Annotated in this window: 25 protein-coding genes, 1 tRNA gene and 1 pseudogene; 16 read left to right on the top strand and 11 right to left on the bottom strand. The window is 70.2% G+C overall.

Annotated elements, in window-relative coordinates; all coding sequences use genetic code 11:
• Nucleotides 1-20: 20 nt before the first annotated feature.
• Nucleotides 21-761 (top strand): hypothetical protein, encoded by a 741-nt coding sequence (locus OG978_RS13140; RefSeq protein WP_326765406.1) that lies wholly within the window; start codon nucleotides 21-23, stop codon nucleotides 759-761.
• 136 nt (nucleotides 762-897) lie between these two features.
• On the opposite strand, the gene OG978_RS13145 is transcribed toward OG978_RS13140, so the two are convergent.
• A complete protein-coding gene (locus tag OG978_RS13145) occupies nucleotides 898-2,067 on the bottom strand; it encodes a steroid 3-ketoacyl-CoA thiolase (protein WP_326765407.1) in 1,170 nt (389 codons plus the stop codon).
• Nucleotides 2,068-2,349: 282 nt separating this feature from the next.
• Between OG978_RS13145 and OG978_RS13150 the strand changes: the two genes are divergently transcribed.
• Nucleotides 2,350-3,630: a cytochrome P450 gene (locus tag OG978_RS13150; protein ID WP_326765408.1), complete on the top strand. Its 1,281-nt coding sequence runs from the start codon at nucleotides 2,350-2,352 to the stop codon at nucleotides 3,628-3,630.
• 120 nt (nucleotides 3,631-3,750) lie between these two features.
• Nucleotides 3,751-4,812: an AEC family transporter gene (locus tag OG978_RS13155; RefSeq protein ID WP_326765409.1), complete on the top strand. Its 1,062-nt coding sequence runs from the start codon at nucleotides 3,751-3,753 to the stop codon at nucleotides 4,810-4,812.
• 116 nt (nucleotides 4,813-4,928) lie between these two features.
• Here OG978_RS13155 and OG978_RS13160 read toward each other — a convergent pair whose 3' ends face one another.
• On the bottom strand, nucleotides 4,929-6,920 hold the full coding sequence (locus OG978_RS13160) for a bifunctional glycosyltransferase 87/phosphatase PAP2 family protein (RefSeq protein ID WP_326770015.1): 1,992 nt from the start codon (nucleotides 6,918-6,920) through the stop codon (nucleotides 4,929-4,931).
• Nucleotides 6,921-7,274: 354 nt separating this feature from the next.
• Here OG978_RS13160 and OG978_RS13165 point away from each other — a divergent pair, with 354 nt between their 5' ends.
• On the top strand, nucleotides 7,275-8,396 hold the full coding sequence (locus tag OG978_RS13165) for a DUF2330 domain-containing protein (protein ID WP_326765410.1): 1,122 nt from the start codon (nucleotides 7,275-7,277) through the stop codon (nucleotides 8,394-8,396).
• Nucleotides 8,397-8,514: 118 nt separating this feature from the next.
• Nucleotides 8,515-9,039, top strand: a complete 525-nt coding sequence (locus tag OG978_RS13170; protein WP_326765411.1) for a GNAT family N-acetyltransferase — start codon at nucleotides 8,515-8,517, stop codon at nucleotides 9,037-9,039.
• A 12-nt stretch (nucleotides 9,040-9,051) separates the two neighbouring features.
• Here the strand turns inward: OG978_RS13170 and OG978_RS13175 are convergent, their stop codons facing one another.
• Nucleotides 9,052-11,094 carry an MFS transporter gene (locus tag OG978_RS13175; protein WP_326765412.1) on the bottom strand — a complete coding sequence of 681 codons (2,043 nt, stop codon included), beginning with the start codon at nucleotides 11,092-11,094 and terminating at the stop codon, nucleotides 9,052-9,054.
• Between the two features lie 198 nt (nucleotides 11,095-11,292).
• On the opposite strand from OG978_RS13175, the gene OG978_RS13180 reads away from it, so the two are divergent.
• Together OG978_RS13180 and OG978_RS13185 are read left to right on the top strand one after the other, a co-directional pair.
• Nucleotides 11,293-11,601, top strand: coding sequence for a hypothetical protein (locus OG978_RS13180; RefSeq protein WP_326765413.1), 309 nt, complete (start codon nucleotides 11,293-11,295; stop codon nucleotides 11,599-11,601).
• A gap of 199 nt (nucleotides 11,602-11,800) precedes the next feature.
• Nucleotides 11,801-12,463, top strand: a complete 663-nt coding sequence (locus tag OG978_RS13185) for an HAD-IA family hydrolase (protein WP_326765414.1) — start codon at nucleotides 11,801-11,803, stop codon at nucleotides 12,461-12,463.
• A gap of 90 nt (nucleotides 12,464-12,553) precedes the next feature.
• Here OG978_RS13185 and OG978_RS13190 read toward each other — a convergent pair whose 3' ends face one another.
• The gene (locus OG978_RS13190) at nucleotides 12,554-13,288 is read right to left on the bottom strand and encodes an ABC transporter permease (RefSeq protein ID WP_326765415.1); all 735 of its coding nucleotides are present in this window, start codon (nucleotides 13,286-13,288) and stop codon (nucleotides 12,554-12,556) included.
• A 267-nt stretch (nucleotides 13,289-13,555) separates the two neighbouring features.
• Here OG978_RS13190 and OG978_RS13195 point away from each other — a divergent pair, with 267 nt between their 5' ends.
• The 3 genes from OG978_RS13195 to OG978_RS13210 all read left to right on the top strand — a co-directional run bounded on the left by OG978_RS13195 (nucleotide 13,556) and on the right by OG978_RS13210 (nucleotide 16,179).
• A complete protein-coding gene (locus OG978_RS13195) occupies nucleotides 13,556-14,200 on the top strand; it encodes an HNH endonuclease family protein (RefSeq protein WP_326765416.1) in 645 nt (214 codons plus the stop codon).
• 597 nt (nucleotides 14,201-14,797) lie between these two features.
• Nucleotides 14,798-15,253: a DoxX family protein gene (locus OG978_RS13205; protein ID WP_326765417.1), complete on the top strand. Its 456-nt coding sequence runs from the start codon at nucleotides 14,798-14,800 to the stop codon at nucleotides 15,251-15,253.
• 260 nt (nucleotides 15,254-15,513) lie between these two features.
• The gene (locus tag OG978_RS13210; RefSeq protein ID WP_326765418.1) at nucleotides 15,514-16,179 is read left to right on the top strand and encodes a DedA family protein; all 666 of its coding nucleotides are present in this window, start codon (nucleotides 15,514-15,516) and stop codon (nucleotides 16,177-16,179) included.
• Here OG978_RS13210 and OG978_RS13215 read toward each other — a convergent pair.
• The 4 genes from OG978_RS13215 to OG978_RS13230 form a co-directional block, all read right to left on the bottom strand.
• Nucleotides 16,166-16,390 carry a DUF2277 domain-containing protein gene (locus OG978_RS13215; RefSeq protein ID WP_072483455.1) on the bottom strand — a complete coding sequence of 75 codons (225 nt, stop codon included), beginning with the start codon at nucleotides 16,388-16,390 and terminating at the stop codon, nucleotides 16,166-16,168. The genes OG978_RS13210 and OG978_RS13215 overlap by 14 nt on opposite strands.
• A gap of 74 nt (nucleotides 16,391-16,464) precedes the next feature.
• On the bottom strand, nucleotides 16,465-17,802 hold the full coding sequence (locus OG978_RS13220; protein ID WP_326765419.1) for a DUF1254 domain-containing protein: 1,338 nt from the start codon (nucleotides 17,800-17,802) through the stop codon (nucleotides 16,465-16,467).
• 29 nt (nucleotides 17,803-17,831) lie between these two features.
• Nucleotides 17,832-18,266 carry a DUF7144 family membrane protein gene (locus tag OG978_RS13225; protein WP_326765420.1) on the bottom strand — a complete coding sequence of 145 codons (435 nt, stop codon included), beginning with the start codon at nucleotides 18,264-18,266 and terminating at the stop codon, nucleotides 17,832-17,834.
• Between the two features lie 164 nt (nucleotides 18,267-18,430).
• Nucleotides 18,431-19,072, bottom strand: coding sequence for a hypothetical protein (locus OG978_RS13230; RefSeq protein ID WP_326765421.1), 642 nt, complete (start codon nucleotides 19,070-19,072; stop codon nucleotides 18,431-18,433).
• Nucleotides 19,073-19,166: 94 nt separating this feature from the next.
• On the opposite strand from OG978_RS13230, the gene OG978_RS13235 reads away from it, so the two are divergent.
• The 3 genes from OG978_RS13235 (at nucleotide 19,167) to OG978_RS13240 (ending at nucleotide 20,692) form a co-directional block, all read left to right on the top strand.
• Nucleotides 19,167-20,081 (top strand): MerR family transcriptional regulator, encoded by a 915-nt coding sequence (locus OG978_RS13235; RefSeq protein WP_326765422.1) that lies wholly within the window; start codon nucleotides 19,167-19,169, stop codon nucleotides 20,079-20,081.
• A gap of 42 nt (nucleotides 20,082-20,123) precedes the next feature.
• Nucleotides 20,124-20,198 (top strand): 50S ribosomal protein bL37, encoded by a 75-nt coding sequence (locus OG978_RS48275; protein ID WP_015034725.1) that lies wholly within the window; start codon nucleotides 20,124-20,126, stop codon nucleotides 20,196-20,198.
• Between the two features lie 197 nt (nucleotides 20,199-20,395).
• A complete protein-coding gene (locus OG978_RS13240) occupies nucleotides 20,396-20,692 on the top strand; it encodes a GYD domain-containing protein (protein ID WP_326765423.1) in 297 nt (98 codons plus the stop codon).
• Nucleotides 20,693-21,313: 621 nt separating this feature from the next.
• On the opposite strand, the pseudogene OG978_RS13245 reads toward OG978_RS13240, so the two are convergent.
• Nucleotides 21,314-21,499 (bottom strand): annotated as a pseudogene (locus tag OG978_RS13245) (transcriptional regulator); the annotation flags it as partial.
• Nucleotides 21,500-21,715: 216 nt separating this feature from the next.
• Here OG978_RS13245 and OG978_RS13250 point away from each other — a divergent pair.
• Nucleotides 21,716-21,931, top strand: coding sequence for a hypothetical protein (locus tag OG978_RS13250; RefSeq protein WP_326765424.1), 216 nt, complete (start codon nucleotides 21,716-21,718; stop codon nucleotides 21,929-21,931).
• Nucleotides 21,932-22,603: 672 nt separating this feature from the next.
• Here the strand turns inward: OG978_RS13250 and OG978_RS13255 are convergent.
• Together OG978_RS13255 and OG978_RS13260 are read right to left on the bottom strand one after the other, a co-directional pair.
• The gene (locus tag OG978_RS13255) at nucleotides 22,604-22,882 is read right to left on the bottom strand and encodes a helix-turn-helix domain-containing protein (RefSeq protein ID WP_326765425.1); all 279 of its coding nucleotides are present in this window, start codon (nucleotides 22,880-22,882) and stop codon (nucleotides 22,604-22,606) included.
• Nucleotides 22,883-22,966: 84 nt separating this feature from the next.
• A tRNA-Val gene (locus tag OG978_RS13260) sits at nucleotides 22,967-23,038 on the bottom strand.
• A gap of 244 nt (nucleotides 23,039-23,282) precedes the next feature.
• On the opposite strand from OG978_RS13260, the gene OG978_RS13265 reads away from it, so the two are divergent.
• Both OG978_RS13265 and OG978_RS13270 read left to right on the top strand, forming a co-directional pair.
• On the top strand, nucleotides 23,283-24,047 hold the full coding sequence (locus OG978_RS13265) for a DUF4097 family beta strand repeat-containing protein (RefSeq protein ID WP_442817681.1): 765 nt from the start codon (nucleotides 23,283-23,285) through the stop codon (nucleotides 24,045-24,047).
• Between the two features lie 71 nt (nucleotides 24,048-24,118).
• Nucleotides 24,119-25,492, top strand: a complete 1,374-nt coding sequence (locus OG978_RS13270) for a hypothetical protein (RefSeq protein ID WP_326765426.1) — start codon at nucleotides 24,119-24,121, stop codon at nucleotides 25,490-25,492.
• The last annotated feature ends 88 nt before the right edge of the window (nucleotides 25,493-25,580 follow it).

The following is a 25,580-nucleotide window of genomic DNA, read 5'->3' on the forward strand; positions in this document are numbered from 1 at the left end:
ACCGGCGCGTTGTCACTCTCGTGGAACCACGAAAATTCTGGGAGCGGAACACCGTCCTGGCGGAAGCTTTCTGCGCCAGCGACGAACGCATGCGCCGGGCACAGGCGTTGCTGGACGAGACGCAGGCGGAGCGGAGCAGAACGCTGGCCGCCTTCGCCGTCACGGTCGGTGACGACGGATCGATCGCGGACATGATGGGCCTCAACGAACGCGAAGTGCGATTAGCGCGACGCACCGTCGGCCGCAGTGACGCACGGACTCTCGCCGAAGAACTTCTGAAGCAAGCCCCGCCAGTGGCGAGCGAGCCGGCGGCCGCCCCCTCCGTCGCACCGGAGAACCCCGCACCGCGGCCGGCCGACGAGATCCCCGCACCACCACCGCAGGCACCGCGGCCCGCCCCGGCAGCGACTTCGGCCGGGCGCGGTACGGCTCCGGTCCTGACTCCGGCCCCCGTCGTGATCCCGTCACCGGCTCCGCCGGCCGAGGTGGAGAACACCGTCGTCTGGTCGCCGAGCATGGACTCCGTACTCCTGTGGAGCTGGGAATCCGGCCTCGATCTGCAGACGGTTGCCGCCGAACTCGGCCTGGAGGTACGGGCACTGCTGATGCGCGTACAGGAACTCGCCAACGACGGGCTGCTCACGCTCGCGACCCCGGTCGCGGACGTGAGCCGGTCCGGGCGGCACCGCCGCCACCACGAAGAGGGATACGCGGCGCTGTTCAGCCCCACCGCCACCTTCCCCACCCATGTGCCGTACTGAGCACGCGCCCCCCGTCGCACCGGCGACGCGGCCCCGGCCGGACGACCGGCCGGGGCTCCCCCACCGTCCCGCCCCACGGGCCCGCCGCTCAGCGCCGCGCGGCCACCCTCCGCGGAGCCGCGGGGCGATGCCCGCGTCAGAGCCGCTGGATGATCGTCCCCGTCGCCAGCGCGCCGCCCGCGCACATCGTGATGAGCGCGAACTCCTTGTCACGGCGCTCCAGTTCATGCAGCGCCGTGGTGATCAGCCGGGCCCCGGTGGCGCCCACCGGGTGGCCGAGCGCGATGGCCCCGCCGTTGACGTTGACCTTTTCGAGGTCCTGTCCGAAGACCTGGGTCCAGCTCAGCACCACGGACGCGAACGCCTCGTTGATCTCCACGATGTCGATGTCCTTGAGCGACATCCCTGCCTTGCCGAGCACCGCACGGGTCGCGTCGATCGGCCCGTCGAGGTGGAAGTGCGGGTCCGAACCGACCAGGGCCTGGGCGACGATCCGGGCGCGCGGTTTGAGCTTGAGCGCGCGCGCCATCCGCTTGGAGGCCCACATGATCGCGCAGGCGCCGTCGGATATCTGCGAGGAGTTGCCCGCGGTGTGGATGGCGGTGGGCATGACCGGTTTGAGCCGGCCGAGCCCCTCCATGGTGGTGTCGCGCAGCCCTTCGTCCCGGTCGACCAGGCGCCACATGCCCTGTCCGGCCGCCTGCTCCTCCTCGGTGGTCGGCACCTGGACGGCGTAGGTCTCCCGCTTGAACCGCTCCTCCGCCCAGGCCACCGCTGCCCGCTCCTGCGAGATCAGCCCGAGCGAGTCGACGTTCTCCCGGGTCAGTCCGCGCTTGCGGGCGATGCGTTCGGCGGCCTCGAACTGGTTGGGCAGGTCGACGTTCCACTCGTCGGGCCAGGGCTTGCCCGGTCCGTGCTTGGAGCCGCTGCCCAGCGGCACGCGCGACATGGCCTCGACGCCGCAGCTGATGCCGACGTCGATGACTCCGGCCGCGACCATGTTGGCCACCATGTGGGAGGCCTGCTGCGAGGAACCGCACTGGCAGTCCACGGTGGTGGCGGCGGTCTCGTACGGAAGGCCCACGGCGAGCCAGGCGTTGCGGGCCGGGTTCATGGACTGTTCGCCGGCGTGGGTGACGGTACCGCCGACGATCTGTTCGACGCAGTCGGCGTGGATGCCGGTGCGACCGAGGAGTTCTCGGTAGGTCTCGCCCAGCAGATAGCCGGGATGCAGATTGGCGAGCGCGCCTCCACGCTTGCCGATGGGGGTGCGTACGGCTTCGACGATGACGGGTTCCGCGGCCATGAGCTCGTCCTCTCCTCGCACTTCCGCAGGGGCGTCCCGGCGCCCACGGAAGGAACTAGTACGCGTTCTAGTTATGCAAGCAGTCTTATGAGGCTTACCCCCGGTACGCAAGGGTCGTGCACGCACCTTGCCGCCCACTTCATACCGGCCTCACCCAGTCTTCACGCAACAGATCGGGCCGCCTCTCTTGCCAGTTGTAGAACCCGTTACTACCTTGCGGTCAACTTCTGATGGGTCGTCAGGCAATGTCCCGGGCGGCCTCGGACCGACCTGGAGTTGCCGATGTCCTGCCCCCATCTGCCCGAAGGGTTCGACTTCACCGATCCCGATCTGCTCCAAGCCCGCATTCCGCACCCGGAGTTCGCACAGATGCGGCAGACCGCACCGGTCTGGTGGTGCACCCAGCCGGCCGGCATCTCCGGTTTCGACGACGAGGGCTACTGGGTCGTCACCCGGCACGCGGACGTCAAGTACGTCTCCACCCACCCCGAACTGTTCTCCTCGAACACCAACACCGCGGTCATCCGCTTCAACGAATCGATCAGCCGGGACCAGATCGAGGTCCAGAAGCTGATCATGCTGAACATGGACCCGCCCGAGCACACCCGGGTCCGTCAGATCGTCCAGCGGGGCTTCACGCCCCGGGCGGTGCGCTCCCTGGAGCAGGCGCTGCGCAGCCGCGCCCGCTCGATCGTCGAGACCGCGCTCGCCTCCGCCGACGAGGCCGGATCGTTCGACTTCGTCACCAACATCGCCGTCGAGCTGCCGCTCCAGGCCATCGCGGAACTCATCGGCGTACCGCAGGAGGACCGGTCCAAGCTCTTCGACTGGTCCAACAAGATGGCCGCGTACGACGATCCGGAGTACGCGATCACCGAGGAGGTCGGCACCGAGGCGGCCATGGAGATCGTCTCGTACTCGATGAATCTGGCGGCCGCCCGCAAGGAGTGCCCGGCCAAGGACATCGTCTCCCAGCTGGTAGCCGCGGAGGGCGAAGGGAACCTCTCCTCCGACGAGTTCGGCTTCTTCGTGATCCTGCTCGCCGTCGCCGGGAACGAGACCACCCGTAACGCCATCAGCCACGGCATGCACGCCTTCCTCACCCACCCCGACCAGTGGGAGCTCTACAAGCGCGAGCGCCCGGAGACGACCGCCGAGGAGATCGTCCGCTGGGCCACCCCCGTGGTCTCCTTCCAGCGGACCGCCACCCAGGACACCGAACTGGGCGGACAGCGGATCAAGAAGGGCGACCGGGTCGGGCTGTTCTACTCGTCGGCCAACAACGACCCCGAGGTCTTCGAGAACCCGGAGACCTTCGACATCACCCGCGACCCCAACCCCCATCTCGGCTTCGGCGGCGGCGGTCCGCACTTCTGCCTCGGCAAGTCCCTGGCCGTGATGGAGATCAACCTGATCTTCAACGCGATCGCGGACGTCCTGCCCGACCTGCGGCCGGTCGGCGATCCGCGGCGGCTGCGCTCGGCGTGGCTCAACGGGATCAAGCAGCTTCAGGTCAGCACCGGCCCGAGCGCCGCCGGTGCCGGTACCGCCGCCGGGAGCTGACAGCTGCCGTCGGTTCCGGACGGCGGGGGTTCCATCCCTCACGCCCCGGCCCCCGCCGTCCGTACCGGACCGCGCCCCTGCTGAACCCCCGCGCGGGATGCGCACAACTGCGCGAGGATCATGACGGGCATGCACGCCCTGCTCTCCGCCTTCGCGCCCATCTGGATGCTCACCGCGATCGGTTACGCGGTCGGCCGCAGCGGTCTGCTCGGTGAGCGGGCGGAGGCCGTGCTCGGCCGGTTCGTCTTCCATGTGGCCATGCCCGCCGCCCTGTTCACCATGGTCTCCGGGGCGCGGCTGAGCACCTTCGCCAACTCCTCGATGGTGGCCTTCGCCGCGGGTACCGCGCTGGTCTGCGGCCTCGGGTTCCTGGCGGCCGGCCGGCTCTTCGGCCGGGGCACGGCCGACCGGGCGATCGGCAGCATGGCGTCGGGGTACGTCAACTCCGCCAATCTCGGCATCCCGGTGGCCGTCCAGGTGCTCGGTGACGCGTCGTTCGTCGCCCAGATCATCCTGTTCCAGGTCCTGTTGGTCTCCCCGGTGATCCTGACGCTGCTGGACACGGGGACGGGGGCGGGGGCAGGCACGAAGCCGGGCCCGGGGAGGGCCGTCGTGTTCCGGCGGATGCTGACCATGCCGGTCCGCAACCCCATCATCATGGCCTCGATGCTCGGGGTGGCGGTGTCCGCGCTCGGACTGCGGCTGCCGCACGCCCTCGCCCACTCCTGCGATCTGCTCGGCGCCGCCGCCGTACCGACGGCCCTGATCACGCTGGGCCTGTCCCTGAACGCCCGCCCGGCAGCCGACGATTCGACGGAACCCGCGCGGAACGCGGCACATCCGGTGCGCGTGGCGGGTGCGGAGAGCGCGGAGGGCAGGGCGCGTACGAAGAGCACGGCGCGCACGGCGCGTGCCGAGGTGGGCGTGGCGGTGGCGCTCAAGGCGCTGGTCCAGCCCCTGATCGCCTTCGCCGTCGGCGGCCCGCTGCTGCATCTGCCGGAGCACCAACTTCTCGCCGTGGTGCTCTGCTCGGCGCTGCCGACCGCTCAGAACGCCTTCATCTACGCCCAGCAGTACGGCCTGGACACCCGGGTGGCCCGCAATGCCGTGGTGACCTCGACGGTGGTCTCCATGGCCACGCTCTCCCTCGCCACCTGGGCCCTGGGCACGACCGGCCCCTGAGCCGTTCGAGTGGCGAACCGGGGCCGAAGGGCGGATGCTGGTCAGGCGGCGATCCACGCCGAAGGGGTGCCAGGACGATGTGTTCGTCCCGGCACCCCTTCGGCCCTTTCGCACCCTCAGAGCCGCTTGCTGTCCACCGCTTCGCCCGTCGCCCTCGGAACAGGGACCGGTACCGGCACCGACGGCTCCAGGTCGCCCTGCGGCTTCGCCGCCTCCGGTACGGCCACCGGCCGCAGCGTCCGCGGCCCCGCCAGCACGTGGGTGAGCCCGAAGCCGAGCGTGACCACGGCCGCTCCGCCGACCGCGTCCAGCACCCAGTGGTTGGCCGTGGCGACGATCGCGGAGACCGTGAACAGCGGATGCAGCAGCCCCAGCGCCTTCATCCACATCTTCGGGGCCAGCGTGACGATGACCACGCCGCACCAGAGCGACCAGCCGAAGTGCAGCGAAGGCATCGCCGCGTACTGATTGGTCATCGCGGTCAGGCTCCCGTAGTCCGGCTTCGCGAAGTCCTGGACGCCGTGGACCGTGTCGATGAAGCCGAGCCCCGGCATCAGGCGCGGCGGGGCCAGCGGGTAGAGCCAGAAGCCGGCCAGCGCGAGCAGCGTGGCGAAGCCGATGGTGCTGCGGGCCCAGCGGTAGTCGGCCGGGCGCCGTACGTAGAGCACACCGAGGATCGCCAGCGGCACGATGAAGTGGAAGGTGGAGTAGTAGTAGTCGAAGAAGCCCCTCAGCCGGCCGACCTCGGCGACCGCGTGGTTTACCCGGTGCTCGATGTCGATGTGCAGCCACTGCTCGATGGAGTGGATCTGGTGTCCGTGGTGTTCGGCGGTGGCGCGACCGGCCGTCGCCGCGAGCCTGACATGTGCGTACGCGGAGTAGACCACCCTGATCAGGAGCAGTTCCAGCAACAGGTTGGGCCGGCTCAGCACCCGCCGCCAGAACGGCAGCAGCGGGATGCGGCTCCAGCGGGCCGGGGCCGGGGCGGCGTAGTCCGTGGGAATCGGATGCTGCCAGTACTCCGAGGTGCGTGGCAGGAACGGCACGGCGCAGGCCGCGGCGAGCGCGACGATCAGCAGCACGTTGTCGCGTACGGGGAAGAGCGCCTCGATGTTCGGCAGCAGCATCTTCCCCGGCAGCGTGAGCACGAGGACCACGACCGCGGGCCAGACCAGCCGGTCGGAGGCCCGCTTCCCGACCCGGCCGACCACGGCGAGCAGCACCCACAGCAGCTGGTGCTGCCAGGCGGTCGGCGAGACGGCGACGGCGACGCAGCCGGTCACGGCGACGGCGAGAAGCAGCTGCCCGTCGCTCGCGTACCGGACGGCGCGACGCAGCCCGAAGAAGCAGACGGCGGCCGCCAGCACCGCGAACAGCGCGATCTCCAGCGGGCCCGCGAGGCCGAATCGGAGCAGGGCGCCGTGCAGGGACTGGTTGGCGAGGCTGTCCGCCTTTCCGCCGAGCCCGGTGCCCGCGACATGGTGGACCCAGTACGTCCACGAGTCGCCCGGCATCGCGGCCCAGGCGAGCGCCGTACCGGCGGCGAAGGCCGCGCCGCCGGTCACCGCCGCCTGCCGGCGCCCGGTCAGCCAGAGCAGTGCGGCGAAGAGCAGCACGGTCGGCTGGAGCGCGGCCGCCAGCCCGATCAGGATGCCCGAGGCGCGTTCCCCGCGGACCGCGAGACAGCCCAGCAGCACCAGCAGGACCGGCAGGATGCTGGTCTGCCCCAGGTGCAGCGCGCTGCGGACCGGCAGCGAGACCATCAGCAGGCTGATCGCGACAGGCGCTGCCGGCAGCGCGGTGCGGCGGGACATCTGCCCCGGCAGCGCGCGGGCGGCGACGATACCCAGCGCGGCGACGAGCAGCAGCGAGCCGAAGGTCCAGACGACGCCCAGGTTCTGTTCCGCGGTGCGAGTCAGCGGTTTCAGCACCAGCCCGGCGAACGGGGTGCCGGTGAACCGGTCGCTGTCGTACAGCGAGCCCGTCACACGCAGGACGCCGTTCTCGCCTATCCAGGTCGTCGGATCGGTGAGCTGCTCGCCCGGCGGCTGCCGCAGCACCGCCGCCATCTGCCGTACAGCCAGTGCGGCCACGACCAGCCAGAGCAGAGCCCGGGCAGTCCCGGTCCTCGCCCCCGTCGCCGCGTCTGCGCTCACACTCTGCTCCGCGTTCGCCACGCTGCGCCGACCCTCCCGCCGTTCCGGTGCCCGCCCCTCGGTCGGGCGTGCCGTAAAACCTTCGCATTACGCTACGAGATAGACCCAATCGACCCGCTTTCCTCCTGACTGTCATCCCGCTTCCGTCCGAACCGGAACCGGAACCTCGTCCGGAACCGGATCCATGGCCCGTACGTCCTCCCCCGTGTTGTCGATCACGGGGGAGGCGGGCGCTACATGCAGTGCACAGGGGTGAAGCGGAGTGTGCGCGGCGCACGGGGCGTGCGGGATGAGCGGCGCGCGTGGATGGTGCGTGCGCTGGCACTGCTGCTGATGCTGGTGTCACTGCAGCTGGGGTCGCTGATCAGCCCGGCGTACGCCTGCGGCTGCGGGGCGATGGTCCCGAGCAAGGAGTCCCAGGTCTCGGTCGACCGGGAGACGTCGGTGGTCGACTGGGACGGCCGGACCGAGCAGATCGTCATGCGGCTCACGGTCCGCGGGAACGCCCCCGAGGCGGCGTGGATCATGCCGGTGCCGCACCGCGCGAGCGTGGAGCTCGGTGATCCCGGTCTCTTCTCCGAGCTCTCCGTCCTCACCGCGCCGGAACCGGTGACCAGGCACTACTTCTGGCCCCGCTCCGACGACTGGCCGTTCGCCGACTCCGGCAATGTCGGGGACGGGGCCGGAGCTCCTTCGGCCGGGGCCCCAGCGGTCGAGGTGGTCGGCCGGGAGCGGCTCGGCCCCTTCGATGTGGCGCGGCTGGCCGCGACCGACCCGGAGGCGCTGCAGAAATGGCTGGAGGACAACGGCTTCGACCTGCCCGACCGGCTGGCGACGGCGCTGAAGCCCTATGTCGAGCAGAAGTGGGAGTACGTCGCGATCCGCCTCGCTCCCCGGGGCAGCGGCAATCCGCTCAGCGGCACTCTCGAACCGCTGCGGTTGCGCTTCGCCAGCGACCGGCTGGTCTACCCGATGCGGTTGTCGAAGCTCGCCTCGACGCCGCAGCAGCTCGGCCTGTACGTCCTCGCCGAGCACCGGATGGAGCCGAGCGGCCCGATCGGCGGCGATGCGCCGGAGGTGACGTACGCGGGCAGGATCGATCCCCGGTCGGCGGCGGACGACACGGACGCGCTCGAGGGGCTGACGGGAGCGGATCCGGTGTTCCTCACCGCGATCGAGCAGTCGTTCCCGCACCCGGAGCGGATCGACGGCGACCATCAGCTGCGCGCGACCGACGCCGACACCCCGTACCGGACCAAGGTGTACCGGAACCGGCTGCTGACGGTGGGCGGCATCCCCGCCTGGGTGCTGTCGCTGCTCGGGGCGGTGCTGGCGGCCGCCGCCGCGGTGCTGCTGGTGCGGCGGGCCCGGCGGTGGCGTCCGGTGCCGCCTCCGGCGACGGTCACGGTGCCGCCGCCGCTGGGGTGAGCGCCGGGCCGGCGGAGGTCGACCGCGCCGGGGGATCCGAACACTTGCGTACGGGGTGAGGCTCCGTGCCCGCCAAATCGTTGGCTCCCCTGATCGGGCTCAAGTCAGAATGACCGGCATGACCTGGACATCGGCCCCCGAACCGTTCGACTCCCCCGACTCCTCGCTGCTGCGCCGCGACTACTACGACGAGGTCGCCAGCCGCTACTGGGGGCGGCCGGCCACCGCCGAGGAGATCGACGAGGGGCTCACCGACGACGGGGCCGACCGGCTCGTCCCGCCCACCGGCCAGTTCGTCGTCGGCCGGTTCGACGGGAAGCCGGCGGCCTGCGCCGGGCTGCTGGTGGTGGACGCGGACACCGCGGAGCTGACCCGGGTGTTCGTACGCCCCGAACACCGGGGCACGGGCGGCGGCGGACTGCTCCTGGCGGCCGTGGAGGAGGCGGCGCGCCTCTTCGGCATACGCACGCTCCGGCTCGACACCCGCAATGACCTGGTCGAGGCACGGGGGCTGTACGCCAAACACGGCTACCGGGAGGTCCCGGCGTTCCACCGGCGGCAGTACGCGGAGCACTGGTTCGCGAAGGAGCTGTCCGCTACCTCCGCGACGTCCGCTACCTCCGCGACGTCATACGGCTCGTAGGGCGTACCGGGTTCAGGCCGCATGGTCCCGTTTCGGTTCGGGGCTGTGCGGCCGTTCCTTGCTCGACCCGCTCGTCTCGGCGGTCAGTTCCTCCACGAGTCTGACCAGATCGGTCGGGCGGTCCGGCCCCCACCAGTCGCCCAGCAGCTCGGCCATGGACGCCTCACGGGCCTCCGCGAGCTTCACCACCACTTCCGAGCCGGACTCGGTGAGCACCAGTTGCACGCCTTCGCGCCGCACCAGTCCGCGTTCCTCCAGCTGACGGGCCGCGTCGCTGATCACCCGCAGCGGCACCGGGGCGATGTCGGCGAGCATGGCCGGTTCGACCGTGCCGTGCCGTCTGATCCGCAGCAGCATCCAGCTGGCCGCGGGCAGCAGGTCGTAGCCCGCCCTCTTGGTGATCTTCACATAGACCTCGCGGCGCCCCTCTCGCGTGGCGAGCACCGAGAGCGCGCGGGCGCATTCGTCGTACGAGGACCGCTCGACCGGGTTCGACGCCAGGGTCTCGCTGGCCTCCGGAGCGGTCACCGAGCCGCGCAGCTTGTCCTCCTTGAGGAACCAGGCGAAGACGAAGGCGATCAGCACGACCGGTGCCGCGTACAGGAACACGTCGGTGATCGATGTCGAGTACGCGTGGAGCACCACGGGCCGCAGCGCGGGCGGCAGTTGCCCGATGGCGCGCGGATCGGAGGCCAGCCCGTCCACACCGGCCCCGGGGGGCAGCGGCTGGCCGGCGAGTGCCGCGGACAGTTTGTCGGTGAGCCGGTTGGTGAAGATCGTGCCGAAGACGGCGACGCCGAACGAGGCGCCGATGGAGCGGAAGAAGGTGGCTCCGGAGGTGGCGACGCCGAGATCCTCGTACGTGACGGCGTTCTGCACGATCAGTACCAGGACCTGCATCACCAGGCCGAGCCCGGCGCCGAAGACGAAGAAGTAACTGCTCATCTCCCAGGTACTGCTGGTCTCCGTGAGCCGGTGCAGCAGCAGGAGTCCGATGGCGGTGAGGCCGGTGCCCGCGATCGGGAAGACCTTCCAGCGGCCGGTGCGGCTGACGATCTGTCCGGACGCGGTCGAGGTGAGGAGCATGCCCAGCACCATCGGGAGCATGTGCACACCGGACATCGTCGGTGAGATGGAGTGCACCACCTGCAGGAAGGTCGGCAGGTAGGTCATCGCGCCGAACATCGCGAAGCCGACGACGAAGCTGATGACGGCGACGAGGCTGAAGGTCCTGATCCGGAAGAGCTTCAGCGGGATGACGGGTTCGGCGGCCCGGCGCTCCGCGTACACGAAGGCGATCAGCAGCAGCACGCTCAGCACGGCGAGACCGATGATCTGCGCCGAGTCCCAGGCCCAGGTGGTGCCGCCGAGCGAGGCGACGAGGACCATGCAGGTGGCGACGGAGGCGATGAGGAAGGTGCCGAGGTAGTCGATGGTGTGTTTCGTGCGGCGGACCGGGATGTGCAGCGCGGCAGCGATCACGAGGAGTGCCACGACACCGATCGGCAGGTTGATGTAGAAGACCCACCGCCAGCTGAGGTGTTCGGTGAACAGACCGCCGAGGAGCGGTCCGAGGACGCTCGTCGCACCGAAGACCGCCCCGAACAGGCCCTGGTACTTGCCTCGTTCGCGCGGCGCGACGATATCGCCGACGATCGCCATCGAGAGCACCATGAGGCCGCCGCCACCGAGGCCCTGAAGGGCCCTGAAGCCGATGAGCTGCGGCATGTTCTGGGCGATGCCGCAGAGCGCCGAACCGATGAGGAAGATGACGATGGCGACCTGGAAGAGCTTCTTGCGGCCGTACTGGTCACCGAGCTTGCCCCAGAGCGGGGTCGCGGCGGTCGCCGCCAGCAGATAGGCCGTGACCACCCAGGAGAGATGTTCCAGTCCGCCGAGGTCGCTGACGATGGTGGGCAGTGCGGTGGAGACGATGGTCTGATCGAGTGCGGCCAGAAGCATGCCGAGGAGCAGCGCCCCGATGGCCACGAGGACCGACCGCGTCGAGCGCAATTCGCCGGGGGCCGGGGCCGGGGGGCTCAGGTGCTGGGCCATGGAACATCTCCTCGGGTCCGCTACATCCCCATCCTGGCCTTTTCATACGGTTATGGCCTGCTGAGCAGGAACGGGCCGGACGCCGACGGCCCTGCCGATGCTGCCGATGTTTTCGGGTCCGGCGATCCCACCGTTGCTTTCGGTCCCGCCGAGGAACCCGGCGGGCCACGACGTCGCCGCCCCTTCGCGGCCGTTGCCGTGGGAGCGGCCCTGGTCACTGTGGTGGGCGCGGCGGCATTCGCGAGCGGGCTGCTCGGCGGGGGCGGCAACGGGGACACGGGCCGGCGACAGGCCCTGCCCGGCGCGACGGTCGACGTGCCGGAGCCGAGCGTCCCCGCAACGGAGTCGACACCGGCCTCCGACTCGCCCTCGCCCACCGCGTCGGCTTCCGTGTCACCGTCCGCATCGGCCTCGGCCTCGCCCTCGCCGTCCCCCTCCGCATCCGCCGCCGCCTCGCAGTCGGCCTCCACCACACCCTCACCCACCACGGGCCGGGGGCCCTACTGACACCTGGGACGCGCCACGCCGGCCACCCGGAGCAGCCATCCGGAACGGCCACCCGGAACAGAGGGAATTGGCATTCTCGGACAGGTTTTTGTATCGTGATGGAACAAAGTAGCCTCCGCCCGCCACCCCCTGACCGGCGGGCGGGGGCTGCTTGTTCTCTTTCCCGCGTCTTCGCTTCCCCGCGTTCTGGAGCCCGCCCATGCCGGCCACCGTCCTCACCGCCCGCGCCCTCCTCCTGGACATGGACGGCACCCTGGTGAACTCCGATGCCGTCGTGGAGCGCTGCTGGCGGCGCTGGGCGCTGCGCGAGGGGCTTGACCCGGAGGCCGCGCTCAAGGTCGTCCACGGACGGCAGGGGTACGCCACCATGGCGGCACTCCTCCCGGACCGCCCGATGGAGCAGAACTACGCGGACAACCGGGTCATGCTCGCGGAGGAGACCGCCGACATCGACGGCGTCGTCCCGATCGGCGGCGCGCCCGCCTTCATGGACGCGATCGCCGAACTGCCGCACGCCCTGGTCACCTCCGCCGACGAGGCGCTGGCCCGGACCCGGATGACCGCGTCGGACCTGCGGATTCCGGCCGTCCGCGTCACCGCCGAGAACGTCGGCGCCAGCAAGCCGGACCCCGAGGGCTTCCTCAAGGGCGCGGCCGAGCTGGGCTTCGCCCCGGCGGACTGCATCGTCTTCGAGGACTCGGAGGCGGGCATCGCGGCGGGCCGGGCGGCGGGCATGCGCGTCGTGGGCGTCGGCCCGCGCGCCGGAGCGCTCTCCCCCGACGCGCACGTCGAGGACCTGACGCAGGTCCGGGTGGAAGCGGCAGCGGACGGCTCGATCCGACTGCACATCAGCGCGCGATAGCCCTGCGACGACCCCCGGCTCTCCGCTCCCTCCATCGCGCCCACCCCCACATCGCCGGCCGGGCCGACCCCACGCCCGGTGCGGCGGACCTCACGCCCGATGCAGCCGCCCCCGCGCCACCAGTTCGAGCACCGTCGTGACGGCCACCGCCTGCACGGCCATCAGGGCTACCAGTACGAACAACTGCACGGCACCCGCCTGCACCGGTGAGGCGCCGCCCAGCAGCATGCCCACAAAGGCGCCCGGCAAGGTCACGAGCCCCACCGTCCGGGTCTGATCGAGCCCCGGCAGCAGCGCGTCCGATGCCGCGGGCCGGGCGATCTCCAGCCGCGCGTCACGGTCGAGCAGCCCGAGCGCCATACCCGCCTCCACCTCCCCGCGCCGGGTCGTCAGCTCGTCCAGCGCCCGCCTCCCGCCGAGCACGGTCGCGGTCAGCGCACCGCCGATGAGGATGCCGGTCACCGGGATCAGCGCGATGCCCCGGACCGGGACGAGCCCGGTGAGCAGCAACAGGGCGACCACCGGCGCGACCCCCGCCCCGATCGGCAGCGCCGCCCACCACCAGGTGCGATTGCGGGTGATACGGCGGCCCGCGGTCCGCACCGCCACGGCGTACATCAGCGCCACGAACGCGAGCAGCGGCGGCAGCGAACGCACCACCCAGCCGATGAGCAGGGAAACCGCGGCGAGTTGGACCGCGGCCCGCAGCCCGGCCACCAGAATCTCGCGCGACCGGCCGAGCGAGGCCAGCGCGGCGACCGCGGCCGCCGCCGCGAGCAGCAGGGCGAGGACGACCCCGAGCGTGATGTTGACCGGTAGCAGCACGCCGCAACCCTACGGCCGGGCCGGTTCGAGCCCCTCGCGCGAATCGGCCGCAGGCGTCGTCGAATTGTCGCCACGTCAGCCTTTGCGCCCGCGCAGATGCGGACGTACGCCCCCATGCTCCAGACCCGTTCGTCAGAACTCTTGATGTGACGTGCCCATGTCGCCACTCTGTTACCTGGTGCCCACCCCACGGAAACCTGGCGCCGCCACGATGGCCGGGCCCCACGGGTCACCCGTCCAAGGTCCCCCCACATCAAGGGAGTTCGCATGTCTGGTGTCTACGCGCGTCGCATCGCCGTCGTCGCCGCATCCGCCGCCTTCGCTGCAACCACCGGTCTGCTCACCGCCCCCACCGCCCAGGCGGCCATGCCCACCCCGGTCTCCGCTTCGACCGCCCGCACCTACCTGGGCGAGCTGACCGTCTCCGCGGAGGGCTCGTCGACCGGCTACAGCCGCGACAAGTTCCCGCACTGGATCACCCAGTCGGGCGCCTGCAACACCCGCGAGGTCGTGCTCGAACGCGACGGCACGAACGTGGAGCAGAGCTCCACCTGCGCTGCCGTCAGCGGCAGTTGGTACTCGGAGTACGACGGTGCCACCTGGACCGCCGCGTCCGATCTGGACATCGACCACATGGTCCCGCTCGCCGAGGCCTGGCGGTCGGGCGCCAGCAGCTGGACCACCGCCGAACGCCAGGCGTACGCCAACGACCTGACGCGTCCGCAGCTCATCGCGGTCACGGACAACGTCAACCAGGCCAAGGGCGACAAGGACCCGGCCGAGTGGCTGCCCTCGCGCACCGCGTACACGTGCACGTACGCGCGCGCCTGGGTGCACGTGAAGCACTACTACGACCTGACCGTCGACTCGGCCGAGAAGAGCACCCTGCAGTCCATCCTGAACAACTGCTGATCCCCACACCGGACTCGAGCCCCTGGTGAGGGGCCCGATCGAGGGGCCCGATCGGAACCGTCCCCCCTCCTCGCGTAGTTCCGCACCGTACGGAGCCGTGCATGCCGCACGGCTCCGTATCCGTGTGCACGGGACGACGCGAGGAGGACACACTTCGCCGCCGATCCGGCCCCGAACGCGCCCGCACGCGCTGGGGCCATCGGCGTATTTTCGGCCGAGTACGGCCACTCCTGGCCGACACCCACGCGGCCCGCGAGCCCGACGAACAGCCGCACCAGCACTGCGCCCCGTGCGGCACGAACGAACCGGTGTATCGCCGGTCCAGCGGCACAGGACCAGCGGACCATGGTTCGGCAACCAGCTCATACCCCTGACCCCGCATGGCCGGAAAGCTGCGCTGCCATTGGTTCAGGCCAAGGCGGCGGAGGGGAGGTTCGCAGGCGAAGGCGGTGCCGAACCGGAGCCTGACCAAGAATCACGGGGCAGCTTTCGGCCAGTCGACAGAATGTTGAACTTGCAAGCATTGGTGAGGTTTCCCTAATCTGAGGCACTCAATCGGTTCACGTCCCCACCAGACCGAAGGAGCCCTCCCCTCCCATGCACACACGCTTGAACCAGGCTCAGCCCTACGCACTCGGCCTCTTCCGGATCGTCATAGGCCTGCTCTTCGCCTGCCACGGCGCCGCCTCGCTCTTCGGCGTCCTCGGCGGCGCCATGAACGGCAACTCCATACCCACCGGCACCTGGCCCGGCTGGTACGCGGCGGTCATCCAGCTCGTCGGCGGCATCCTCGTGACGCTCGGACTCGGCACCCGTATCGCCGCCCTGATCTGCTCCGGCTCCATGGCGTACGCGTACTTCAAGGTCCACCAGCCCGAGGCCCTGTTCCCGCTGCAGAACGGCGGCGAGCCCTCGGCCGTCTTCTGCTGGGCGTTCCTGCTGCTGGTCTTCACCGGCCCCGGCGCACTGGCCCTGGACCGGCTGTTCAGCCGGGGCGGCACGGAGCGCGAGAAGGACCGCGCATCCGAGCAGGCCCCGCCCGTCACGGTCTGATCCGCGCGGGACCGGTCCTCGCGCCCACGCGGGCCGTTCCCCGCACCCGCTCCCCGTTCCGTCGCGGGCCGTTCCTCACGTACATCCGGGTGTGCACCCGGAACCGGGGCTTCCCATTTCCGGGTGTACGTGAGGTTCCCAACATCGCAGGCATTTGTCGATCAACGGATTAACGCCAGGCGTACGCTGTACAGCTGACCCTGCCGCTCCTGCCGCTCCCCTGCGACGTCGCGGCGTTGTTCCGAATCGGGGAGTAGTAGGTGCTTGAGAGTGTCGGCGCACTGATGGGCAGCCCATGGATCTACGTCGTGGTCGCCCTTTCAGTGCTCCTGGACGTCTTTCTGCCCCTGCTGCCCAGTGGGGTCCTGGTGATCACCGCCGCCACGGCCGCCGCCGCCGGTTCGACGACCGTCGCGGGCGCCGCCGAGCAGGTGCCCGAGGTCCCCTCGCTCCTCGCCCTGATCCTCTGTGCCGCCACCGCCTCGGTGCTCGGCGACCTCGTCGCGTACCGGCTGGCCTGGCGCGGCGGGGAGCGCCTGGACCGGGCCATCGCCCGCTCCCGCCGCCTCACCTCAGCGCAGGAGCGCCTCGGCGCCGCCCTCGCCCGGGGCGGCGGCATCCTCGTCATCATCGCCCGCTTCGCCCCGGCCGGACGGTCGGTGGTCTCCCTGGGCGCGGGCGCCGCGCATCGCAAGGTCAAGGAATTCCTGCCCTGGTCGGCCCTGGCGGGCGTGGCATGGGCCGTCTACAGCGTGGGCCTCGGCTATTTCGGCGGCCAGTGGCTCGGCGCGACGTGGGTGGGCACGGCCGTCTCGGTTCTCGCCCTGTTCGTGGCGGGCGCCCTGGCCGCCTACTTCATGCGCCGCCCGGCGGCGGAAGCAGCCGCCGCGGCAGCGGCGACCGCCACGGCCACTACGGCGTCCTGACCGCACCCCGGATCTCCAGCCCGTCCAGCAGTCTGACGGTCGCCTCGGTGATCTCGTCGACGGCCCGGTCGAACACCTCCTGGTTGTGCGCGGCCGGAGCGCGGAAGCCGGACACCTTGCGTACGAACTGCAGGGCGGCGGCCCGGATCTCCTCCTCGGTGGCCTCTTCGGGGATGGCGGGCGGGCGAAGGGTCTTGATGCTGCGGCACATGTCTCCAGTGTGAACCGGACCACTGACAACCGCCCCGCCCCGGCCGCCGTCCCCCTCACCAGTTCCCCTGCCTTTCACCGGATCCGTTCGACGGCGGGGATCTCGTACGTACCGTCGAGGATCCCGGGCCCCGGCGCGCAGAGCCTGAGCACGGACCGGAAGTCCCCGTCGGGCGCGGGCAGCCAGTTCGCCGCCGCGACCGGGTCGTCCGGCCGCTCCCGCTGCACGCGGATCGTCAGCGAACCGTCCTCCCCGTACACCAGGCCAGGGGTACGGGGACCGACCGAGCGGCGGCCCGCCGGGGTCCCGGCGAGGCGATGACCGGGCACTTCGTACACAGCCAGGGACCAGGACGCCCCGGCCGACGGCCGGCCCTCGAAGCGCAGCACGTAGGAGTGGGCCCCGTTCAGCTGTTCGCCCCCGTCGTCACTCAGGGTGTGGGCGCACACCGCCTCGTAGCCGTGGACGCCCCACAGCGCGCTCCGTGCCGCCACCGCCCTGGTCCGGTAGGACGCCTCCCGGTCGGCGATCCGCCACTCCGGGGAGTCGATGGTTCCGACACCGTAGTGGTCGAGGTTGTAGTCGAAGAGATGCGGATCCATCACCCATCCCCCGCGCGCCGCCGCGGCCCGGCTCGCCTCCTCCACCCACGCCCTGCCCCGGGCCAGGCCCTCGGTCAGTGCGCGTACGAGGGCGGTATCGGCGCAGGTGTAGGGCGAGGGACCCTCCTCCAGCAGCCCCAGCGGCTGGAACCGGTCCTGATGCGCCTGGTCGGGCGCGGACGGCGGGAAGTCGGCCATCCACACCCTGAGCTGCTCGAAGAACCGCAGCGGCTCCGGTACGTCGGGGTCGGGCGCGGGCAGCCCCGTGCGGTGCGTACCCGGTTCGGCGTACGTGACGCTCAACTGCTCCTGGAGCACGCGAACCCGCTCAGGGTCGTCGGAGCCGTCGCAGGCCTTGCGCCCGATGACGGAGACGACGGAGGTGGGTGCGTCGATGACCCCGAGCACGTCGTCGGGCACGCTGCCCGCCCAGCCAGGGGGAACGACGAGCCAGTCCCCGGCCCGGGTGCCGGTGGCGCGGCGGCCGACGTACGCGAAGTTGTTGGTCCAGGCATCGACGAACTGCAGCACGCCGTACGCGCCGTCCGCACCGGGAAGGTGCAGCAGCACCGGTCCACCGGAGAGATCGAGCTGGGCAACGGAGCGGACGGTGCCGTCGTCGACGATCGTGTCGCCGGACATGAAGGGCATGTCCGGCGACGCCGACCGGCCCGCGTGCGCGAAGTGGTTGAAGGGCGCGGGCGGCAGCGAACCGAAGCCCGTCTGCATGAAGCCCTCGACCACCGACAGGTCACGGACCAGCGGGTACCCGTAGACGTACGCCTCGGCGGCAAGAGCGGCGAGTTCCACCTCTGCCTCCTCCCGGCACCGCGCTCCCCTCAGATGACCGCCTTCGAGCGCTCCGTGCACAGGGCCCAGATCACGAACACGTCGATGCCGATGGAGACGATTGCCCAGAGCGGCTGGTACGGCAGCCAGATGAAGTTGATGATCAGGCTGATGGCGGCGAGCACCACACCCGTGACACGGGCCCAGGCGGCGCCCTTGAGGATGCCCCAGCCGACGACTCCGAGCACGATGCCGAGGACGAGGTGGATCCATCCCCAGGAGCTCACATCGAACTTGAACGTGTAGTTCCTGACGTGCGCGTAGACATCGTCGGTGGCGATACCACTGATGCCCTTGATCACTCCGAGGACACCGTCGACAAGCAGCAGAACACCGGCAAAAATGATTCCGCTGGCTGCCCAGGGGTTGAGTTCCCCCTGGCCGGCGGAACCGACCGGACCTGACGTAGGCGCTGAGTGTGCCATCGAAACTCCTTGGCCGGATCGGGACTACGGGACAGAACCGACCTTGCGCGGCACCTTCCCGCGCAACCACTCCGACGCACCCATACGGGTGACGGCCCGGATCGCGGTGCGGGGGGCGCGGAGCCGAGAAGCCGCCCCGCGCCCCCGCGCCTCCCCGGCCATCGCTACGACGAAGGAAGCCGCGTCACCTTCGAGACCTTGCACGTCATCTTGCCCGGGACCTTCCCCAGCCCCTGGGCCTTCTGCACCGACTTCTGCCCCGCCGCCAGATCGGTCGCCGTCGCCAGCCCCGAGGCCCGGCGGGTACCGTCTCCGTCCACGAACTCCACGGACACGATGTAGGACGCCTGGGTATCGGAGTGGTTCACGATCTCCACATCCGCATCCGGCCACTCGGTCAACGAGTCCACCTGGCACCGGGTGATCCGCACATCGCCCTCGGCGTCCGTGCCCTCCAGGGCAGGCAGCTCCGTGGGCGCATCGGAGGCCTCACCAGGCTCGGGCGCACCACTCGCAGCAGGTGACCCGCCCTCCGTGGCCTCCACCGCCGACGGCTTCGACTTGGCCGACGACGAGTCGCCACCGCTGGTCACGGCGATCAGCACACCGAGCGCCAGCAGCACGGCCACCCCACCGACCACGGAGAGCGTGACGATCAGCCCGGTACGGGACTTCTTGGGCGGCTGCGGATAGCCGTACGCCGTGGGCGCGGGGTGCGGCCAATGCTCGTACGGCGACGAGGACGGCGGCTGCTGACCCGGCTGGGGCTCCTGACCGGGCTGGGGCGGCGGATAGCCGTACGACATGTATCCCCCCTGGGACGGTGCTGACGTGACCAGGACACGTTACGGCGAGCCCGATCTTGACTCTCCCGCAGGGGGAGGCCTGAGGGTTACGGGCATGAACGGCGACGCGCTCCTCCCGATCGGGGATCTGGCCAGGCAGACCGGGCTGACGGTGAAGACCGTCCGCTTCTACTCCGACCGCGGGATCGTGTCCCCTGCCGCCCGCAGTCCCGCCGGCTACCGCCTCTACGACCCCGACGCCGTGGCACGTCTCCGCCTGGTCCGGACCCTGCGCGAGCTGGGACTCGACCTTTCCACGACCCGCAAGGTCGCCGACCGCGAACTCTCCCTCCCCGAGGTCGCCGCAACGCACGCCCAGGCGCTGACAGTGCAGATCCGTACGCTGCGGATGCGGCGCGCGGTGCTGACGGCAGCGGCCGGGCGCGGTTCCACACCCGAGGAGCTGAAAGCCATGCACGAACTGACCAGGCTGTCCGAGAACGAACGCCGCCGCCTGATCGACGACTTCCTCGCCACCGCGTTCGGCGGCCCGGACGCCGCCCCCGGATTCGCCGGAATCATGCGCTCGATGACCCCGGAGCTGCCCGAGAACCCCGACTCCGAACAGGTCGGTGCCTGGATCGAGTTGGCCGAGCTGACCCAGACCCCGGACTTCGCCACCCTCATACGCCGCCTGGCCGCCCACGTATCAGCCGACCTCACCCGCCCCGACCTCACCGCAACGATCCACGCCCACGTCACCCCGGCCCTGCGAGCGGGCATCGCCCCGACGTCACCGCAGGCCGACCCGATCATCAAGGCAGTCACGACCGGATACGCCCACCCCACCACGGGCCATGACCTGCTGACCTTCCTGAAAAGTGCGAACGACCCCCGCCGCCGGCGCTACCTCCAACTGCTCGCCGTAATCAACTCCTGGCCACCCCCGGAAGACTCGACACCGGCCTTCACCTGGCTCATCGAGGCCCTCACCAACAGCGCTGATGCGGCCGGGACGGGCCGAACTTAAACTGGCGGAGGCCCAGAAAACACCAGGTGAGGGAGGCAGGTCATGGCCAAGCGAGGAAACAAGCGCCGCGCCCGCAAGAAGAAGAACGCCAACCACGGCAAGCGCCCCAACGCCTGATCCGAACCCAACGGGCAGCCCAGAACCCTGCGCCGCAGTGCCCCGGGAAGAGCACGTGCCTTCCGGGGCACCAGCAGTGCGCGGTCCTCGATGCCTGTGGTCGGTCGTATTGCTCGTACGGGTGCGTATCTCGTGCAGGTTCTGGCCCAGATGTCCAGGCTTGGCCTCACGATGTCTCCTCGTGAAGGTGAAAGAACATGCCGACGTACGTCAGCTTGCTGAGCTGGACCGATCAAGGGGTCCGAAACTACAAGGACACCGCAAAGCGCGCCGAGGCCTTCGGGTCAGCGGTACAGAAACTCGGGGCGAAGCTCCTGAACGTCTACTGGACCGTCGGTCCGTACGACCTGGTGGCCATCGTCGAGGCGCCCGACGACGAAACTGCCACGGCAGCACTCCTGCAGCTCGGTGGGGTGGGCAACGTCCGCTCCACGACTCTGCGGTCCTTCGACCCAGAGGAGATGGAGCGCATCATCGCCAAGGCGGCCGGCTGACGACCCACGTCGCCCAGAGCACCCGGCGCGGTGCCCGGACCGGCCGGGCCTGCGGGTCCACCTGGTCCAGCAGGAGCGGACGGCGCGGCGGGGAAGGACGGCGCGGCCGGGCAAGACGGTCGGGACGGCCAGACCTGCCCCGCCGGCTACTCGCTCCAGCCGCCGCCGGACGATCCGGACGCGCTGGTGTGCCGCCGCGACAGCTCACCGAGCAACCCTGGCTCCTCGCCGTCCCCGACCGTCTTCGGGCTGCCGCCCGACCGCCGCCGCTCCTGACCGGCTACGCCCCCTGTCCGGCTTCGGCTTGGCAGGGGTTCTCGTCATGCTGCTGCGTATCGGTGGGCCTGGTCGACGCGCCACAGGCCCGCTGTCACCCGTGCAGACGAAGCAGAATCGATCAGCCTTGCCGGGCCGCTTGGGCGGAGCTGTGTGACCTGGTTAGCTGCTACTGCCGCCTGGTTTGCACCCAGGTGACCAGCTCAGCGCAGCTGGGCGGCACTCCGCCCCTTACTCCGCTCCCTTCTCGGGGAAGGGGGCGGATCCCCGCCGGATCGTCGCCGGTCACGAACCACGCCCCCTGCCCGGCTACGGCCGGTACAGGGGCGGTTTTGTGCCTCTGGGTCAGTCAAGTGCGTCAATGGCCTTACTGATCAGGGCGCGCGCGTCGGCCCCGTAAACGGCCATGCTTCGCAGCTTCTCAAATGCGGTGAGGTAGAGCCCGATCTCACTGGACTGCGTGATGTTCACCTGTGCGGACAGGAGTTCCACGGAAACAAGGGTGTCGTCGTAAATGTGGAACATCTCCTGTCTCGCGTTTCAGGTTTTACCCACACGGCGGGAGAGCCGCTTTGCCCTGTTTCCGGGGTCGATCCCGATGAACTCTGAGATCACTGCTGCCTCCGGAGTGAGGTTGGTGCGCTGATGTGCACCAACCTGACGGACGCGGCTCCTTCGGTCAATACGGCGCCTCAACCGGCTACCCCTGCGGGGGGTTATATGTGCACACCCGTGCACACTGCTGGCGTGCATGCACGGATCATCCCTACGGTCAGCGGTAATTCACCGACCAACGGCGGGGGGAAACCCGTGACGATGACAATCAAGGTGCATGAGGTGGACCGGTACGGCCGGACGCGCATCCGCCGCCCGACGACGGAAATCGCCCCGGTTGAGGTCGAAGAAGAGAACTTCGTGTACCCGCCCTGCCAGTGCCCCAAGCGCGAGGCGCAGCAGCCGTGACCACCCCCACCCAACCGCTGCCCGGCCCTGGGACGTTGACGTGGGCACAGGCGCAGGGCCGCGCCTGCGTCTGGTGCAAGAAGCCCCTTACCACAGGCGCGGTCAGCGTAGGCATCGTCCACGACCGACAGGGAGCCCACGTGCTCGACATCGAGGTATGGGCCGGGCCCTGCTGCGCCGACGCCCAATAGCCCCCGCCCCGGCTTCCAGGAAAGGACGACCGTGGATCAGTTGTTCAACGTCTCTGGCATTCCCGTTTTGCTGACCATGGCCGTCGTGAACCGGCAGAACTGCGTCGAGTGCGGGTCTCGCAAGACCTGGCTTCTCGACAGCGTGGCCCCGTTCACGTACCGGTCGATGCGTAGCCGAATGTGCGACCACTGCGGGCGGTGCACCTCCGCCCACACCGATCTGGAAGGGCCCAGCAATGTCGAGCCGGATCAGGATCAGACGGCAGACGCTACTCGTACTCGTCGGCCGTCTGAGGGGCCGTATCTCCGAAGCCGGGGGGAATTGCGGGCCCTGCAACGGGACCGGATGGATCGGGGACATCGTCTGCCCGGCATGTAACGGCACCGGCAGCTGATCACCCCTCTGCCCGCCCGCCCATCTGTCGCCCCGTGGCAGGTGGGCGGGCCGCTGCTGCATCGCCCCGGCCGGCCGCGGGCGGGTCTACTCCTCGCGGACGAGGTCGGCGAGCGGCACACCGAGCGCGTCGGCGATGAGAAGCAGGTGATCGAGGAGGGGTGAGTGTGCTCCCTCCTCGACCCTGTTGACTGTCTTCCTGTCGAGCCCGGCCAGTTCCGCAAGCCCCTCTTGGGTGAGGTTTCGGTGGGTGCGGGCGGCGCGGATGCGGTCCCCGATGGCCCGGCGGCGGGCGGATACCCAGTCGGGCAGCGGATCAGTGCTACGGAGTGATGAGAGGTGCTCGCCTTCGTGGGGATGTGGCATCCATGTGGCATCGATCATGGAAACGCCCCCCGACCGATCATGGCCGGGAGGCCGAAACAGGCTCTCACCTGCGGTTTCCTACTGTGGGCGCGGACGGTTTCGAACCGCCGACATCTGCTTTGTAAGAGCAGCGCTCTACCCCTGAGCTACGCACCCGTGGATGAGGCAACAGCGTACATGGACTACGGCCCGTGGTCACAAACGATCCCCGGCGGCAGCGGATGGGACGGCCGTCGGCGAGATGGCGGAGAGCGGCGGCGCCGGCTCGGCAGGGGTCGTACGGGGGATATCCCCACCCCGCATACGGTAGCCGTCCGGATTCTGTCGGGGACGGTCAGGTACGTACGGTGAAGGCCGCACCGTCGGGGCATCCGTCGTACGACCTGGGGGAAAGATCATCGTGGCAATCCGTACCCGCACTCTCATCACGTCCGGTGGCGCCGTGCTCATGGCTCTTGCTCTCACCGGTTGTGGCGGTACGGACGTCAGCGGCGCGCCTGCCGAGCACAAGTCGTTCGCGCTGAGCGGGAAGACGCTGACCATCCGTGCCGGGCATTCGTCGCTGGAGCTCGTACCGGCCGATGTGCAGAAGGTCGAGGTGACCCGTCGGGTCGATGGGTGGGTGGCGTTCGGGAACGGGCCCGATCCGCGGTGGGAGATGCGGGACGACACGCTCACGCTTCAGGTGAAGTGCGAGGCGTTGATCAGTGACTGTGCCGCGCAGCATCAGGTGAAGGTGCCGCGCGGGGTGGCGGTGGTCGTCGAGGGGGACAGCGGGGAGGTCGTCGCTTCCGGCTTCCGTACTGCCCTCACGCTCCACGCCGACAACGGCGAGGTGACCGTCCGGGACTCCACCGGACCGCTTGAGCTGGGGAGCGACAACGGTGGCATCGTCGCCGAGGGGATCTCGGCCAAGTCCGTGTCGGCGCGGTCCGACAACGGCAGCATCCGGCTGGGGTTCGCGGCCGTGCCGGATCTCGTGGACACCGTGAGCGACAACGGGGCGATCACCATCGATTTGCCGGGCGGCTCCGTGAAGTACGCGGTGGACGCCGTCGCCGACAACGGGCGCACCTCTGTGGACGCGCCGCGCAGCGACGGCAGCAGTCATGTGGTGAAGGCCCGGAGCGACAACGGGGAAGTCACGGTCCGAAGCGTGAACTAACCGGCCCGTGTGTTCGTCCTTACCTGGTGGGAGAATGTACCGGGCAGGGCGAAACGGCACGGGAGAGGGATGTGACGGCGACACACGCGCAGCCGCGGACGAGAGCGGGTGGGAGTTCCGCCGTCAGGGATGTCTTCGTGCTGATGCTGATGCTGTTGCCGGTGCCGTTGTTCGCCGCCGCGTTGCCGGCCGCCTTCGCCGGTGGTGGTACGAGGCGCTGGTTCGGCGGGCGCGGGGAAAGCCAGCGTGCCGAGGCGCAGGCCGCGAAGGATGCCGCCGCGTCGGCCTTCTACGAGCTGGACACGGCTCAGCGCGATCTGCGGATCTCGATCGAGACGATCACCGCGGTGGACAGCTCACCCGCCGCGCGCAAGGCCGTGGATGACTTCGCGGCCCTGGGGCGGCGGATCGACGAGGCCAGTCATGCGTACATCACCGCGGTCGATGCCCACGACCTGGACCGGGACGATCTGGAACCGGCGGTCGCCGCCCGCGCGCGGAGCGAGCTGACCACGGCCAAGGACGAGCTGGTACGGGTCAAGGCCGAGCTCGACCGGTTCGCGCAGGGGCTCGGTCCGCTGCTGGGCAGCGCGGAGACGCAGCTCGCGCGGCTCGCACCCGCCGTGGAGCGGGCCCGGCAGGCGTTGCTCGGTGCGAGCAACGCTCTCGATACGGTGCGCGCGTCCGGGCTGCGGGCGGATGATCTCGCCGCCCGGCTGGCGGCCCTCGCTCCCGAGCTGACCAAGCTCAACCAGGGCGCCGGCCGGCACGGCGTTCCGGAGACCTTGCAGCGCGCCGACCGGGTGCTGCGCGACGCCGAGGCGGTGCGGGCCGAGGCGGCCCAGCTGCCCGAGCGCGCCGCCGAGATCGACCACCGGCTGGTGTCGTTGCGTACGCGCGCCCAGGCGTTGACGACCCGGGCGGGCTCGGTGGAGCCGGTGCTGAGCGAGTTGCGGCGGCGCTTCTCTGCGGCGTGCTGGCAGGATCTCCAGCCCGTGCCCGAGCAGGCGGCCGTCAATGTGCGGCAGGCCGAGGAGAAGCTGAAGGAGGCCGCCCAGGCGCGGGACGAGCAGCGGTGGGCCGATGCGACGTCCCGGCTGAGCACGGTCCGCGCCTTGCTGAACGCCACGGACGAGGCGGTGTCCGCGGCCGGCGACCGGCTGCACCAGTTGGATGGAGTGGCCAAGGATCCGCAGCAGGAGATCCAGCGGACGCGGTTCGCGGTCCGGGACGCCCAGCGCCTGGCCATGGACGGTCGCAGTACGCCCGATCCGCGCCATGCCCGTCCGCTGGACGATGCCGTGGCCCGGCTGGATCGCGCCGTCGTCGGACTCGACGGACGTCACCCCGACTACTGGCATTTTCTGACCGAGACCGAAGCGGTGCGGCGGACGGCTGCGCGGGTGGTCTCCGAGATCCGTGAGGAGCGTGGGGCGGGCGCCTGAGCGGTGCCGGCTGCGCGCCACGGCCTCTCGGGTTGTCTGGTGTGCGGTGACAACACCTTGGGCGGATCCTGGTAGTACGCCCGAAGGA

This window comes from Streptomyces sp. NBC_01591 (genome assembly GCF_035918155.1).
GTDB lineage: Bacteria > Actinomycetota > Actinomycetes > Streptomycetales > Streptomycetaceae > Streptomyces.

Bases quoted from the DNA above. Each gene is read 5' to 3' on its own strand.
- OG978_RS13145 (WP_326765407.1), bottom strand. From the start codon at position 2,067: ATGGCCGCGGAACCCGTCATCGTCGAAGCCGTACGCACCCCCATCGGC.
- OG978_RS13150 (WP_326765408.1), top strand. From the start codon at position 2,350: ATGTCCTGCCCCCATCTGCCCGAAGGGTTCGACTTCACCGATCCCGAT.
- OG978_RS13155 (WP_326765409.1), top strand. From the start codon at position 3,751: ATGACGGGCATGCACGCCCTGCTCTCCGCCTTCGCGCCCATCTGGATG.
- OG978_RS13165 (WP_326765410.1), top strand. From the start codon at position 7,275: ATGGTGCGTGCGCTGGCACTGCTGCTGATGCTGGTGTCACTGCAGCTG.
- OG978_RS13170 (WP_326765411.1), top strand. From the start codon at position 8,515: ATGACCTGGACATCGGCCCCCGAACCGTTCGACTCCCCCGACTCCTCG.
- OG978_RS13175 (WP_326765412.1), bottom strand. From the start codon at position 11,094: ATGGCCCAGCACCTGAGCCCCCCGGCCCCGGCCCCCGGCGAATTGCGC.
- OG978_RS13185 (WP_326765414.1), top strand. From the start codon at position 11,801: ATGCCGGCCACCGTCCTCACCGCCCGCGCCCTCCTCCTGGACATGGAC.
- OG978_RS13195 (WP_326765416.1), top strand. From the start codon at position 13,556: ATGTCTGGTGTCTACGCGCGTCGCATCGCCGTCGTCGCCGCATCCGCC.
- OG978_RS13205 (WP_326765417.1), top strand. From the start codon at position 14,798: ATGCACACACGCTTGAACCAGGCTCAGCCCTACGCACTCGGCCTCTTC.
- OG978_RS13215 (WP_072483455.1), bottom strand. From the start codon at position 16,390: ATGTGCCGCAGCATCAAGACCCTTCGCCCGCCCGCCATCCCCGAAGAG.
- OG978_RS13225 (WP_326765420.1), bottom strand. From the start codon at position 18,266: ATGGCACACTCAGCGCCTACGTCAGGTCCGGTCGGTTCCGCCGGCCAG.
- OG978_RS13230 (WP_326765421.1), bottom strand. From the start codon at position 19,072: ATGTCGTACGGCTATCCGCCGCCCCAGCCCGGTCAGGAGCCCCAGCCG.
- OG978_RS13235 (WP_326765422.1), top strand. From the start codon at position 19,167: ATGAACGGCGACGCGCTCCTCCCGATCGGGGATCTGGCCAGGCAGACC.
- OG978_RS13240 (WP_326765423.1), top strand. From the start codon at position 20,396: ATGCCGACGTACGTCAGCTTGCTGAGCTGGACCGATCAAGGGGTCCGA.
- OG978_RS13255 (WP_326765425.1), bottom strand. From the start codon at position 22,882: ATGCCACATCCCCACGAAGGCGAGCACCTCTCATCACTCCGTAGCACT.